Below are 14,068 nucleotides of genomic sequence, written 5' to 3' on the forward strand. Positions count from 1 at the left end.
CTGTGCAGCGCCGCAAAATTAACCGTGTTTACCTTTGGCGAACAGCACGCGCGCCAGGATATTCAGCAACAGGACGCACAGCGTAATAATCAGCACCCCGGCCCAGGCCAGCTGTTGCCACTCGGCAAACGGACTCATGGCGAATTTGAAAATGGTTACCGGCAGGTTAGCGATAGGCTGCATCATGTCCGTGCTCCAGAACTGGTTGGAGAGCGCGGTAAACAGCAGCGGTGCGGTTTCGCCTGCGATACGGGCTACGGCCAGCAGCACGCCGGTGATAATCCCGGAAACGGACGCTTTCAGCGTAATGGCGGAGATCATCTTCCACTTCGGCGTACCGAGAGCGTAAGCCGCTTCACGCAGGCTGTCCGGCACCAGCTTCATCATGTTCTCGGTGGTACGGATTACGATAGGCACCTGCAGCAGCGCCAGCGCAATCACACCCGCCCAGCCGGAGAAGTGCTCCATCTGCGCCACCACGATGGTGTAAACAAACAGGCCCACCACGATAGACGGGGCAGAGAGCAGAATGTCGTTGATGAAGCGAATGACTTCAGCGAGCCATGATTTACGCCCGTACTCCGCCAGATAAATACCCGCCAGGATACCTAACGGCGTACCGATAACCGTGGCCCACAGGATCAGCAGGCCGCTGCCCGCGAGGGCGTTCGCCAGACCACCGCCTGCGGTGTTCGGCGGCGGCGTCATCTCGGTGAACAGCGCCAGCGACATGCCGTCGATACCGCGCGTGACGGTAGAGAACAGGATCCACACCAGCCAGAACAGACCAAACGCCATGGTCGCCATAGAGAGCGTCAGGGCGAGACGGTTCTTCATGCGGCGCTTCGCCTGCATTTTACGGCGCGACTCCGCCAGACCGGCGGTATGTTGAAGTTCTAAGGTAGCCATTAGCGCGCCCCCTCGTTTTTCGCCAGACGCATGATCATGAATTTAGAAATCGCGAGTACGATGAAGGTGATCACGAACAGGATCAGACCCAGTTCCATCAGCGCGGCCACATGCAGACCGGATTCCGCTTCGGCGAACTCATTCGCCAGCGCGGAGGTGATGCTGTTACCCGGCATATAGAGCGAGGCACTGTCGAGCTGGTAGGTGTTACCGATGATGAAGGTCACCGCCATGGTTTCCCCCAGCGCACGACCGAGGCCCAGCATCACGCCGCCGATAACGCCGTTTTTGGTGAACGGCAGCACAATGCGCCAGATCACTTCCCAGGTAGTGCAGCCGATGCCGTAGGCCGACTCTTTCATCATCACCGGGGTTTGTTCAAACACATCGCGCATTACCGCCGCGATGTAAGGGATGATCATGATGGCGAGAATGACGCCCGCCGCCAGGATACCAATCCCGAATGCCGGACCAGAGAACAGCGCGCCAACAAACGGAATATTGGACAGCACGTTGCCGACCGGCTCCTGGAAATACGTCGCGAACAGCGGGGCGAAGATGAACAGCCCCCACATGCCGTACACGATACTCGGAATAGCCGCGAGCAGTTCAATGGCAATACCCAGCGGGCGTTTAAGCCAGGCCGGGGCCAGTTCCGTCAGGAACAACGCGATACCGAAGCTCACCGGGACGGCGATCAGTAGCGCAATAAAGGAGGTCACCAGCGTGCCGTAGATCGGCACCAGCGCACCGTAGATGTCGTTAGGCGCATCCCACTCTTTGGTCCAGAGGAAGGAGAAGCCAAACTTCTGAATACTTGGCCAGGAGGAGATGATAAGGGAGATGATAATGCCGCCCAGCAGCAATAGCACAATCAGCGCAGCCAGTCTTACCAGCGCGCTGAATATCATGTCACCTTTTTTGCCTGGAGGCGTAAATGCAGGCTTGGTTGCAGCCATAAGTTACTCTTTAGGTTTAGGTACTGACTCTAACAAACTGCCCGGTTGCGTGAGCGTACCGGGCCTGAAAATCAACTATAACATCCTGTTATGCGGGCGGATAACGCATTGTCATCCGCCCCGATACGCTTAGTACAGTGCTTTACCGCTGCTGTCTTTTACGTTGGTTTTCCATGCTGCACGAATCTGCTCAACAACGCTGTCCGGCAGGCTGGCGTAATCCAGGTCGTTCGCTTCTTTGGCGCCGTCTTTGAAGGCCCAGTCGAAGAACTTCAGCACTTCAGCGCCCTGCTCAGGTTTCTTCTGCTCTTTGTGAACCAGGATGAAGGTGGTGGAGGTAATCGGCCACGCATCGTCACCTTTCTGGTTAGTCAGGTCCTGTGCGAAGGATTTGCTCCAGTCCACTTCTTTCGCGGCGTTGGAGAAGCTCTCTTCGGTCGGGCTTACCGGCTTGCCGTCAGCAGAGATCAGCTTGGTGTAAGCCAGGTTGTTCTGCTTAGCGTAAGCGTATTCAACGTAACCGATAGCACCCGGCAGACGCTGTACGAAGGCTGCGATACCGTCGTTACCTTTACCGCCCAGACCGGTCGGCCAGTTAACGGTAGAGCCAGAGCCTACTTTAGATTTCCACTCTTCGTTCACTTTGGCCAGGTAGCCGGTGAAGACGAAGGAGGTGCCTGAACCGTCAGCACGACGCACAACGGCGATGTTCTGAGAAGGCAGTTTCAGACCCGGGTTGAGTTTGGTGATTGCCGCGTCATCCCATTTTTTGATTTTGCCCAGGTAGATGTCACCCAGGGTTTTGCCGTCCAGCACCAGCTCACCGGTTTTGATGCCCGGAACGTTGATGGCCAGCACCACACCACCGATAACGGTCGGGAACTGGAACAGCCCTTCCTGCTGCAGTTTCTCGTCAGACAGCGGGGCGTCAGAGGCGCCGAAATCAACGGTGTTAGCGATAATCTGTTTTACACCACCTGAGGAGCCGATACCCTGGTAGTTCACTTTGCTACCGGTAGCTTTCTGATAGGTATCTGCCCATTTGGCATACACCGGCGCAGGGAAGGTTGCACCCGCGCCAGTCAGGCTTGCCGCTGCGTTAACAGCGAAAGCGCTCAGGGAGAAGGTCGCGGCGACAACAGTTGCGACAGTGGTACGCATGATGTTCATAATGTCTCCTGCAAGGTGTTCGTAAGGTGTTGTTTAGTTTCCACGATGAGCAAAATAGGACAAACAGGTGACAGCTAAATGTACGAAATATGACAGTTTTGTGACAGCGGGATCTTGTCGATAAGATTTTTCGTAAAACTATGTCTTTTCAATCAGATAAGGAGAAAGATGACGACAGGATGTCGGTAAAATTTTATTTTTATTACAGTGAAAAAATAGCCGAATATGACAGAAAGTCATTTCTGAAGCGCATCTGATGGTGAGAATTGCGGGCGGGGATAAAGATAAAATGCCCCGCTTATTATCAAGCGGGGCGTGAGAATTACTCGACGGTCACCGATTTTGCCAGGTTGCGCGGCTGATCGACGTCGGTGCCTTTAATAAGCGCGACGTGATAGGCCAGCAGCTGCAGCGGAACGGTATAGAAGATCGGGGCGATGCTCTCTTCCACATGCGGCATCTGGATAATGTGCATGTTATCGCTGCTGGTGAAACCGGCATCCTGATCGGCGAAGACAAACAGCACACCGCCGCGGGCGCGTACTTCTTCGATGTTAGATTTCAGTTTTTCCAGCAGCTCGTTGTTCGGCGCCACCACGATCACCGGCATGTCAGCGTCAATCAGCGCCAGCGGGCCGTGTTTCAGCTCCCCTGCCGCGTAGGCTTCGGCGTGGATGTAGGAGATCTCTTTCAGCTTCAGCGCACCTTCAAGGGCAATCGGATATTGATCGCCGCGGCCAAGGAACAGCGCGTGATGCTTGTCAGAGAAGGCTTCCGCCAGCGCCTCGATGCGTTTGTCCTGAGAGAGCATCTGCTCGATACGGTTCGGCAGCGCCTGCAGGCCATGCACGATGTCCTGTTCAATCGCCGCGTCCACGCCTTTCAGACGGCTCAGTTTCGCCACCAGCATCAGCAGCACGGTCAACTGGGTGGTAAACGCCTTGGTAGACGCCACGCCAATTTCGGTGCCCGCTTTGGTCATCAGCGCCAGGTCAGATTCACGCACCAGCGAGGAGCCAGGCACGTTGCAGATCGCCAGCGAGCCCAGATAACCCAGCTCTTTCGACAGACGCAGCGCCGCCAGAGTATCTGCGGTTTCGCCGGACTGCGACAGGGTGATCATCAGGCTGTTACGGCGCACGGCGGATTTACGGTAGCGGAACTCAGAGGCGATCTCCACGTCACACGGCACGCCCGCCAGCGATTCAAACCAGTAGCGCGACACCATACCGGAGTTGTACGACGTGCCGCACGCTACGATCTGGATGTGCTCTACCTGTGACAGCAGCGCGTTCGCCTGCGGGCCCAGTTCGCTGAGATCAACCTCACCGTGGCTGATGCGCCCGGTCAGGGTATTTTTGATAGCGTTCGGCTGCTCGTAAATCTCTTTCTGCATGTAGTGACGGTAGATACCTTTATCGCCCGCATCGTACTGCAGGTTGGATTCGATCTCCTGACGCGTGGTTTCCGCGCCAGACTTATCGAACACCTTCACGCTGCGGCGGGTCACTTCGGCAATATCGCCCTCTTCAAGGAAGATAAAGCGGCGGGTCACCGGGAGAAGCGCCAGCTGATCGGAGGCGATAAAGTTTTCCCCCATGCCGAGGCCGATAACCAGCGGGCTGCCGGAACGGGCCGCCAGCAGGGTGCTCGGGTCGCGGGTATCCATGATCACCGTGCCGTAGGCACCGCGCAGCTGCGGGATAGTACGCAGCACCGCTTCGCGCAGCGTACCGCCCTGGGCCAGCTCCCAGTGCACCAGGTGAGCGATAACTTCGGTGTCGGTTTCGGAGACGAAGGTATAGCCGCGCGCTTTCAGTTCTTCACGCAGCGGTTCGTGGTTTTCGATAATGCCATTGTGCACTACCACGATATGTTCAGAAACATGCGGGTGCGCATTCCCTTCTGACGGTTCGCCGTGGGTCGCCCAGCGGGTATGGGCAATCCCCGTACCGCCGTGCAGGGCGTGCTCTTCTGCCGCCTGAGCCAGCATCTGTACTTTGCCAAGACGGCGCAGACGCGTCATCCTGCCTTCACTGTCCACCACCGCCAGACCCGCAGAGTCATAGCCGCGATACTCCAGACGACGCAACCCTTCGAGAAGGATCTCAGCAATATCACGTTGCGCGACCGCGCCAACAATTCCACACATAGTTTTTGATTCCTGATTCTGGCATTACGCCACGCGTTGTCTGACGACCTTGTTGCCCGTTTACCGGGCGCCCCGAGCCTTGTAGAGAGTGGGGTTATTATTCTGGTACTGCTGGTGGGCGGGAGATTATGTTATCCCCTCATCCCGGCACGTCGCAGGTGCTTTCACATCCCCGACGTGCAAACGTTCAGCGGGCAGCAAAATGCCGCCCGCCGCGTATTACTTTTTCTTCACCGGACGCTGCCAGCCCTGCTTGTGCACCTGCGGAACGCGGCTCAGCACCAGCTCGTGCTCTGCAACATCGCGCGTCACGGTGGTGCCTGCGGCGATGGTGGCGCCGTTGCCGACGCTAACCGGGGCCACCAGCTGGGTATCGGAGCCGACAAACACGTCATCGCCAATCAACGTTTTATGCTTGTTCGCGCCATCGTAGTTGCAGGTGATGGTGCCCGCGCCGATATTTACGTTATCGCCAATCTCGGCATCGCCCAGATAGCTGAGATGACCCGCTTTGGAGCCTTTGCCCAGGCGCGCTTTTTTCATCTCAACGAAGTTGCCGACGTGGGCGCCTTCTGCCAGCTCAGCACCCGGACGCAGACGGGCAAACGGCCCGATGGTGCAGGCGGCGTCGAGGCGCGCATCTTCCACCACGGTATAAGGGCTGATTTCGCAGTCGTCACCGATGACGCTGTTTTTAATCACGCAGCCGGTACCGATCTTCACGCGGTGACCGAGGGTGACCTGACCTTCGATGATGACGTTAGTGTCGATCTCAACGTCGCGGCCATGTGTCAGCTCGCCGCGCAGATCGAAACGGGTCGGATCGAGCAGCATCACGCCAGCAAGCAGCAGTTTTTCCGCCTGCTCTGCCTGATACACGCGCTCAAGACGGGAGAGCTGCAGGCGGTTATTCACGCCTTCCACTTCACTCAGGCGATCCGGGTGCGCAGCAACCACCTCACGGCCTTCCTGATGCGCCATCGCGATCACGTCCGTAATGTAATATTCGCCCTGCGCATTATTGTTGTTCAGCTTGCCCAACCAGCGCTTCAGGTCGGCCCCGTTGGCCACCAGAATGCCGGTGTTGATTTCGTTAATCTGGCGCTGCGCCTCGGTTGCGTCTTTGTGTTCAACAATGCCGACGACCGCGCCATTCTCACGCACGATGCGGCCATAGCCGGTCGGGTCGTCGAGTTTGACGGTCAGCAGACCAATGCCGCCCTGCGGCTTCGCCGCACGCAGGCGGGTCAGCGTCTCTAAGGTAATCAGCGGTACGTCGCCGTAGAGCATCAGGATGTCTTCGTCATCGGAAAAGAACGGGGCGGCCTGCTGCATCGCGTGTCCGGTACCCAACTGTTCGGCCTGCAATACCCAGTTCAGCGCGTCGCCGCGCAGCGTCTGCTTCAGCAGTTCACCGCCGTGGCCATATACCAGATGCACGTTTTTCGCGCCTGATTTATTAGCAGTATCAATGACATGCTGAACCATTGGTTTCCCGGCGATACGGTGCAGCACCTTCGGCAGATCGGAATACATGCGGGTCCCTTTGCCAGCGGCGAGGATCACCACGCTTAATGCATTGTTTGACATACGCGTCCTGATTCAAAATTTGGTAAGAAGTAAAACGGTTTCACATTGAAAATTCTACATATTTTTCAGCATGAAATGGCACCACTGAAAGCGACATTTTTCCGTTATCCACGGGCGTTTTCAGCCCCATCTCAGGCCTTTTCTGCCTGTTCTGAGCGCATAACAAACCGTCCGGGTCGTGGAATTCTCCACAGTGTAGCGCTTTTTTAATTGTCTGAAATTAAGTGCTGCATCCGGAATGAGAAGAGGGGGCAGGTGGCGACGGGTTTTATGCAGGCAGAACGCCCGTAGCGCGACGAATAACGGACAAAAAAAATGCCAGTCATCAGACTGGCATTTTCACGTTCAAGCCGGTGTTACATCGCTTTTTTGGTCAACTCGATAACGCGCAGTTTCGCGATCGCTTTAGCCAGTTCAGCAGAAGCCTGGGCATAGTCCACGTCACCGTGGGAGCTACGCACCTGCTCTTCAGCCTTACGCTTCGCTTCCAGGGCTCGCGCTTCGTCGAGATCCTGACCACGAATCGCGGTATCAGCCAGAACGGTCACGCTGCCGGGTTGTACTTCAAGTACCCCGCCGGACAGGTAGATATACTCTTCATGACCGTGCTGCTTAACGATGCGGATCATACCAGGCTTAATGGCAGTGAGCAGCGGGGCGTGGCCCGGGTAAATACCCAGCTCACCTTCGCTACCCGTTACCTGGATTTTTTCCACGGTGCCGGTAAACATCTGTTTCTCAGCACTCACGACATCCAGGTGGTAAGTCATAGCCATGTCACCCTCCGATTAAGGCGTTAAAGTTTTTTGGCTTTTTCCACGGCTTCGTCGATGGAGCCAACCATGTAAAACGCCTGCTCCGGCAGATGGTCGAATTCACCGTCCATGATGCCTTTAAAGCCACGGATAGTGTCTTTCAGCGACACGTACTTGCCCGGAGAACCGGTGAAGACTTCCGCTACGAAGAACGGCTGGGACAGGAAGCGCTGGATTTTACGCGCACGCGCTACAACCAGTTTGTCTTCTTCAGACAGCTCGTCCATACCGAGGATCGCGATGATGTCTTTCAGTTCCTGATAACGCTGCAGGATGGACTGAACGCCACGCGCGGTGTCGTAGTGCTCCTGACCAACCACCAGCGGATCGAGCTGACGGCTGGTGGAATCCAGCGGGTCAACGGCCGGGTAGATACCCAGAGACGCGATCTGACGGCTCAGTACCACGGTTGCGTCTAAGTGCGCAAAGGTGGTGGCTGGGGACGGGTCAGTCAGGTCATCCGCAGGTACGTATACCGCCTGAACGGAGGTGATAGAACCGGTTTTGGTCGAGGTGATACGTTCCTGCAGAACGCCCATCTCTTCCGCCAGCGTCGGCTGATAACCTACCGCGGAAGGCATACGACCCAGCAGTGCGGATACTTCAGTACCGGCCAGGGTGTAACGGTAGATGTTATCGACGAACAGCAGTACGTCACGACCTTCTTCACGGAATTTCTCAGCCATGGTCAGGCCGGTCAGTGCAACGCGCAGACGGTTTCCCGGCGGCTCGTTCATCTGGCCGTAAACCAGGGATACTTTGTCCAGAACGTTGGAGTCGGTCATTTCGTGGTAGAAGTCGTTACCTTCACGGGTACGTTCGCCCACGCCTGCAAACACGGAGTAACCGGAGTGCTCAATCGCGATGTTACGAATGAGTTCCATCATGTTTACGGTTTTACCTACGCCCGCACCACCGAACAGACCCACTTTACCGCCCTTCGCGAACGGACACATCAGGTCGATTACTTTGATGCCGGTTTCCAGCAGTTCCTGAGAGCTGGACAGCTCTTCGTAGGACGGTGCCGGACGGTGAATAGCCCAACGCTCTTCTTCGCCGATGTCGCCTTTCATGTCGATCGGCTGACCCAGCACGTTCATGATACGGCCCAGGGTCGCTTTACCTACCGGGACTTCAATCGGGTGAGCGAGGTCGGCAACATCCAGACCACGACGCAGACCGTCGGAAGAACCCATTGCGATGGTACGTACGATACCGCCGCCGAGCTGCTGCTGCACTTCAAGCACCAGACGCTCATCACCATTTGTTACCTCAAGGGCATCGTACACCTTTGGTACGGCATCCTGAGGGAACTCGACGTCGACCACGGCGCCGATTACCTGGACAATCTTTCCAGTAGCCATCTTGAATCCTCTACGAAATAACCTGGTTAAACCGCGGCGGCCCCCGAGACAATCTCGGTGAGTTCCTGAGTAATGCTGGCCTGACGAGCTTTGTTGTATACCAACTGCAGCTCTTTAATCAGGCTGCCGCCATTATCGGTTGCGGCTTTCATCGCCACCATTCGTGCGGCCTGCTCGCTGGCCAGGTTTTCTACCACGCCCTGATAAACCTGAGATTCCACATAACGACGCAGGAGAGTATCCAGCAGCGCTTTCGGATCTGGCTCATACAGGTAATCCCAGGATTTGCGATTCAACTCTTCATCTTCTGAAGCCGGTAACGGCAGCAGCTGAGTGATGGTTGGAGCCTGAGACATGGTGTTAATAAATTTGTTGCTGACAACGTACAGCTTGTCCAGACGGCCTTCATCATAGGCCTGCAACATCACTTTTACCGGGCCGATCAGTTCGGACAGGGAAGGGTTATCCCCCATGCCAGTTACCTGAGCGACAATGTTGCCGCCTACGGAGTTGAAGAATGACACGCCTTTGGAGCCGATCATTGCGATGTCGCACTGAACGCCTTTATCAGACCACTCTTTCATATCCGCCAGCAGTTTTTTGAACAGGTTAATGTTCAAGCCACCGCACAGACCACGGTCGGTAGACACCACCAGGTAGCCCACGCGTTTTACGTCGCGCTCTTCCAGGTAAGGGTGCTTATATTCCAGATTACCGGTGGCAAGGTGACTGATCACTTTGCGCATGGTATCTGCATAAGGACGGCTGGCCGCCATGCGATCCTGCGATTTACGCATTTTGGAAGCGGCGACCATCTCCATCGCTTTAGTGATCTTTTGCGTGTTCTGGACGCTTGCGATCTTACTACGTATCTCTTTTGCGCCGGCCATGAGCTTCTCCTCAATGCCTTGCGGCTTGCCTTACAGCAAGCCGCCAGACGTTACCAGGACTGGGTTGCTTTGAAGGAATCGAGGATGCTTTTCAGCTTGCCTTCGATTTCATCGTTATAGCCACCGGTCTGGTTAATCTCTTGCATCAGCGGAGCGTGGTCACGGTCAACGTAAGCCAGCAGAGCGGCTTCGAAGCTACCGATTTTCGCCAGTTCCACATCTTCGAGGTAACCGCGTTCAGCCGCGAACAGTACCAGACCCTGCTGAGCAACAGACATTGGCGCGTACTGTTTCTGCTTCAGCAGCTCGGTCACTTTCTGACCGTGGCTCAGCTGTTTACGGGTTGCTTCGTCCAGATCGGATGCGAACTGAGAGAACGCAGCCAGTTCACGATACTGTGCCAGCGCGGTACGAATACCACCGGACAGTTTCTTGATGATCTTGGTCTGAGCAGCACCACCAACACGGGATACGGAGATACCCGGGTTAACCGCCGGACGAATACCGGAGTTAAACAGGTTGGTTTCCAGGAAGATCTGACCATCGGTAATGGAGATTACGTTGGTCGGAACGAACGCAGAAACGTCACCCGCCTGGGTTTCGATGATCGGCAGCGCGGTCAGAGAACCGGTTTGGCCTTTCACTTCACCGTTGGTGAAACGCTCAACGTACTCAGCGCTAACGCGAGATGCACGCTCCAGCAGACGGGAGTGGAGATAGAACACGTCGCCCGGGAATGCTTCACGTCCTGGCGGACGGCGCAGCAGCAGGGAAACCTGACGGTAAGCAACAGCCTGTTTAGACAGGTCATCGTAAACGATCAGTGCATCTTCACCGCGGTCGCGGAAGTATTCGCCCATCGCGCAGCCGGCGTACGGAGCCAGGTACTGCAGCGCAGCGGATTCAGACGCGGTAGCAACCACAACGATGGTGTTAGCCAGCGCGTTGTGTTCTTCCAGCTTACGTACCACGTTAGAAATAGTGGACGCTTTCTGGCCGATAGCGACGTACACGCATTTGATGCCGGAGTCGCGCTGGTTGATGATCGCATCGATTGCCATCGCGGTTTTACCGGTCTGACGGTCACCGATGATCAGCTCACGCTGGCCACGGCCGATTGGAATCATCGCATCGACGGATTTGTAACCGGTCTGTACCGGCTGATCAACGGACTGACGATCGATAACGCCCGGTGCGATAACTTCGATTGGTGAGAAACCATCGTTGTCGATCGGACCTTTACCATCAATCGGCGCACCCAGGGTGTTAACCACACGGCCCAGCAGGCCACGGCCAACCGGAACTTCCAGGATACGACCGGTGCACTTCACTTTCATGCCTTCGGCGAGGTCAGAATACGGACCCATTACCACGGCACCTACGGAGTCGCGCTCCAGGTTCAGTGCGATAGCGTAACGGTTACCCGGCAGTGCGATCATTTCGCCCTGCATTACATCGGCCAGGCCGTTGATGCGGATAACACCGTCGCTTACAGAAACAATAGTACCTTCGTTGTGAGCTTCGCTCACAACATTGAACTGAGCAATGCGCTGCTTGATCAGTTCGCTGATTTCGGTGGAATTCAGTTGCATGCTCCAGTCCCCTTAAGACTGCAAGACGTCTGCAAGGCGCTCAAGACGGCCGCGTACGCTACCATCAATGACCATATCACCCGAGCGGATGATTACGCCTGCCATTACAGACTTATCGATTTTGCAATTCAGCTTCACTTTGCGTGATAGACGTTTTTCCATCGCGGCGCTGATTTTCGAGAGCTGGTCTTCACTCAGTACGTTTGCAGAAGTGACTTCAACTTCCGCAGTAGCCTCGCTGGCTTCGCGTAACTCAATGAAAAGCTCAAGAACGTCAGGGAGCGCTTTCAGACGACCATTAGAAGCCATTACCTTAATCAGGTTCTGGCCATTGGCGTCCAGCTGCTCACCACAAATTGCGATAAACGACTCGGCGAGCGTTTCCGGTGCCAGGGCACCGGAGATAAGCTCTGCCATGTAGTCGTTTTTCGTCACCTCGGCGGCGAAAGCCAGCATGTCCTGCCAGCGATCGACACTCTGGTGTTCGACGGCAAAGTCAAAAGCTGCTTTGGCGTAGGGGCGAGCTACAGTTACAAATTCAGACATCAGCCCCTCCCTCCTTACAGTTCAGCGACCAGTTTATCGACGATGTCGCTGTTAGCAGCTTCATCCACGGAACGTTCGATGATTTTCTCGGCGCCAGCAACAGCCAGCACAGCGACCTGCTTACGCAGCTCCTCGCGAGCACGTTTACGCTCGGCGTCAATTTCCGCCTGAGCCTGCGTCACGATTTTGTTACGTTCCTGTTCTGCTTCAGCTTTAGCTTCGTCCAGGATCTGAGAGCGACGCTTGTTCGCCTGCTCGATGATTACCTGGGCTTCCGCTTTCGCTTTTTTCAGCTGGTCGGTCGCGTTGGCCTGTGCAAGGTCCAAATCCTTTTTAGCTCGTTCTGCGGAAGCCAGCCCGTCAGCAATTTCTTTTTGACGTTTTTCGATGGCAGCCATAATTGGCGGCCATACGTACTTCATGCAGAACAGAACGAACAGGACAAACGCGATGGCCTGGCCGAGGATTGTTGCGTTAAGATTCACAGCACAATGCCTCTTTATTAGTTAACGTTCTGATATTGCTTGTAAAAAGCAACGCTCACTACGCGACAGCAAACATCACGTACAGACCCAGACCTACAGCGATCATCGGGATTGCGTCCACCAGACCCATTACGATAAAGAACTGAGTACGCAGCAGAGGAATCAGATCAGGCTGGCGCGCAGCGCCTTCCAGGAATTTACCCCCGAGGATGCCGATACCGATCGCAGCACCGATTGCCGCAAGACCCATCATCACAGCGGCAGCCATGTACAGCAGATCCATATTCAGGTTTTCCATGACAGTCTCCAGTTTGTTTCAGTTAAAACGCAGTAGTGTTGTTTAAAAATTAATGCTCTTCAGACGCCATCGACAGATAGACGATCGTCAGAACCATGAAGATGAAGGCTTGCAGCGTAATGATCAGGATGTGGAAAATGGCCCACGGCACATTCAGGATCCACTGTGACCACCACGGCAACAGACCAGCAATCAGAATGAAAATCAACTCACCGGCATACATGTTGCCGAACAGTCGCAGACCGAGTGATACCGGTTTGGACAGCAGGCTTACCCCTTCAAGGATTAAGTTGACAGGAATAAATGCCCAGTGATTGAACGGCTGCAGCGTCAACTCTTTCGTGAAGCCGCCAATGCCTTTCATTTTGATGCTGTAGAACAGGATGAGGACGAATACGCCCAGCGCCATGGAGAGGGTGATGTTCACGTCAGCAGACGGCACCACACGCATCGCAGGCAGGCCAAGGACGTGCTCAGCAAACAGCGGCAGCAGGTCGATTGGCAGTAAGTCCATCAGGTTCATAAGGAATACCCAGACGAAAATCGTCAGGGCCAACGGCGCGATGACCTTGCTCTTGCCGTGGTACATGTCTTTAACGCTGCCATGTACGAAGCCGACAATCAGTTCAACCGCGGTCTGGAATTTGCCCGGAACGCCGCTGGTTGCATGCTTCGCCACACGACGGAACAGCACCAGGAACAACAGGCCCAATACCACCGAGAAAAACATGGAGTCGATGTTGAGCGTCCAGAAGGTGGCCGGGGGGTTATGCGGATCCACCAGTGAGAAGGTACGAAGATCGATCTGAAGGTTATTCAGATGGTGACCTATGTACTCCTGAGGTGATGAGATTTCTCCTGCGGACATGATGCCTCTTACCCTTTGTTGTTAATTACAGCCGGCGCAAGTATCTGAACCACCAGCACCGATAACCAGGTCACAATCAGCGGCAGAAAAACCGCCTTAAAATACACCAGCGCCACCACCAGCAGGGTGAAGGTCGCAATCACCTTTAGCACTTCCCCGATGGCGAATGACCATGCCACGCGGCCCTGTGCGGGTGTTTGCGCCTGATGACGCCAGGCAAAAATCATAAACAATACGTTCGGCAGCCAGACTGCCAGGCCCCCGTAAACTGCAGAGGCGCCCCAGAAAGGGTCTTTGAGGCAAAACAGCACTCCTGCAATCAGCACAGCCAGAAACTGCACCTTCAGAAGTTTGCGAGCAACGTTTCCGCTTAATAGCGACACAGCCATAATTTGCTCCTGCTCCCTTTGGGGTAGGTTGCGTGTCGTAT

The 14,068-nt window shown here is 55.4% G+C and carries 14 protein-coding genes; all 14 read right to left on the reverse strand.

Going from position 1 to position 14,068, the window contains the following annotated elements:
* Nucleotides 1-18: 18 nt before the first annotated feature.
* On the reverse strand, nucleotides 19-909 hold the full coding sequence (pstA, locus tag ET34_RS0111790) for a phosphate ABC transporter permease PstA (RefSeq protein WP_031522275.1): 891 nt from the start codon (nucleotides 907-909) through the stop codon (nucleotides 19-21).
* Nucleotides 909-1,868 carry a phosphate ABC transporter permease PstC gene (gene pstC / locus ET34_RS0111795; RefSeq protein ID WP_031522277.1) on the reverse strand — a complete coding sequence of 320 codons (960 nt, stop codon included), beginning with the start codon at nucleotides 1,866-1,868 and terminating at the stop codon, nucleotides 909-911. The genes pstA and pstC overlap by 1 nt, the downstream gene beginning before the upstream one ends.
* 129 nt (nucleotides 1,869-1,997) lie before the next feature.
* Nucleotides 1,998-3,038, reverse strand: coding sequence for a phosphate ABC transporter substrate-binding protein PstS (gene pstS, locus ET34_RS0111800; protein WP_031522279.1), 1,041 nt, complete (start codon nucleotides 3,036-3,038; stop codon nucleotides 1,998-2,000).
* A 322-nt stretch (nucleotides 3,039-3,360) separates the two neighbouring features.
* Nucleotides 3,361-5,190 (reverse strand): glutamine--fructose-6-phosphate transaminase (isomerizing), encoded by a 1,830-nt coding sequence (glmS, locus tag ET34_RS0111805; RefSeq protein ID WP_031522281.1) that lies wholly within the window; start codon nucleotides 5,188-5,190, stop codon nucleotides 3,361-3,363.
* Nucleotides 5,191-5,409: 219 nt separating this feature from the next.
* Nucleotides 5,410-6,780: a bifunctional UDP-N-acetylglucosamine diphosphorylase/glucosamine-1-phosphate N-acetyltransferase GlmU gene (gene glmU, locus ET34_RS0111810; protein ID WP_031522283.1), complete on the reverse strand. Its 1,371-nt coding sequence runs from the start codon at nucleotides 6,778-6,780 to the stop codon at nucleotides 5,410-5,412.
* 356 nt (nucleotides 6,781-7,136) lie between these two features.
* Nucleotides 7,137-7,556, reverse strand: coding sequence for a F0F1 ATP synthase subunit epsilon (locus tag ET34_RS0111815; protein ID WP_031522285.1), 420 nt, complete (start codon nucleotides 7,554-7,556; stop codon nucleotides 7,137-7,139).
* A 20-nt stretch (nucleotides 7,557-7,576) separates the two neighbouring features.
* Nucleotides 7,577-8,959, reverse strand: coding sequence for a F0F1 ATP synthase subunit beta (gene atpD / locus ET34_RS0111820; RefSeq protein ID WP_031522287.1), 1,383 nt, complete (start codon nucleotides 8,957-8,959; stop codon nucleotides 7,577-7,579).
* A gap of 26 nt (nucleotides 8,960-8,985) precedes the next feature.
* Nucleotides 8,986-9,849, reverse strand: coding sequence for a F0F1 ATP synthase subunit gamma (gene atpG, locus ET34_RS0111825; RefSeq protein WP_031522289.1), 864 nt, complete (start codon nucleotides 9,847-9,849; stop codon nucleotides 8,986-8,988).
* Between the two features lie 50 nt (nucleotides 9,850-9,899).
* The gene (atpA, locus tag ET34_RS0111830) at nucleotides 9,900-11,441 is read right to left on the reverse strand and encodes a F0F1 ATP synthase subunit alpha (RefSeq protein ID WP_031522291.1); all 1,542 of its coding nucleotides are present in this window, start codon (nucleotides 11,439-11,441) and stop codon (nucleotides 9,900-9,902) included.
* A gap of 12 nt (nucleotides 11,442-11,453) precedes the next feature.
* Nucleotides 11,454-11,987: a F0F1 ATP synthase subunit delta gene (gene atpH, locus ET34_RS0111835; RefSeq protein ID WP_031522293.1), complete on the reverse strand. Its 534-nt coding sequence runs from the start codon at nucleotides 11,985-11,987 to the stop codon at nucleotides 11,454-11,456.
* 14 nt (nucleotides 11,988-12,001) lie between these two features.
* Complete coding sequence (gene atpF, locus ET34_RS0111840) at nucleotides 12,002-12,472, reverse strand: F0F1 ATP synthase subunit B (protein WP_031522295.1); 471 nt, start codon at nucleotides 12,470-12,472, stop codon at nucleotides 12,002-12,004.
* A 58-nt stretch (nucleotides 12,473-12,530) separates the two neighbouring features.
* Nucleotides 12,531-12,770: a F0F1 ATP synthase subunit C gene (gene atpE / locus ET34_RS0111845; RefSeq protein ID WP_000429386.1), complete on the reverse strand. Its 240-nt coding sequence runs from the start codon at nucleotides 12,768-12,770 to the stop codon at nucleotides 12,531-12,533.
* 49 nt (nucleotides 12,771-12,819) lie between these two features.
* The gene (gene atpB, locus ET34_RS0111850; protein WP_031522296.1) at nucleotides 12,820-13,638 is read right to left on the reverse strand and encodes a F0F1 ATP synthase subunit A; all 819 of its coding nucleotides are present in this window, start codon (nucleotides 13,636-13,638) and stop codon (nucleotides 12,820-12,822) included.
* An 8-nt stretch (nucleotides 13,639-13,646) separates the two neighbouring features.
* Complete coding sequence (atpI, locus tag ET34_RS0111855) at nucleotides 13,647-14,027, reverse strand: F0F1 ATP synthase subunit I (RefSeq protein ID WP_031522298.1); 381 nt, start codon at nucleotides 14,025-14,027, stop codon at nucleotides 13,647-13,649.
* Nucleotides 14,028-14,068 lie beyond the last annotated feature (41 nt).

This window comes from Siccibacter colletis (assembly GCF_000696575.1).
GTDB lineage: Bacteria > Pseudomonadota > Gammaproteobacteria > Enterobacterales > Enterobacteriaceae > Siccibacter > Siccibacter colletis.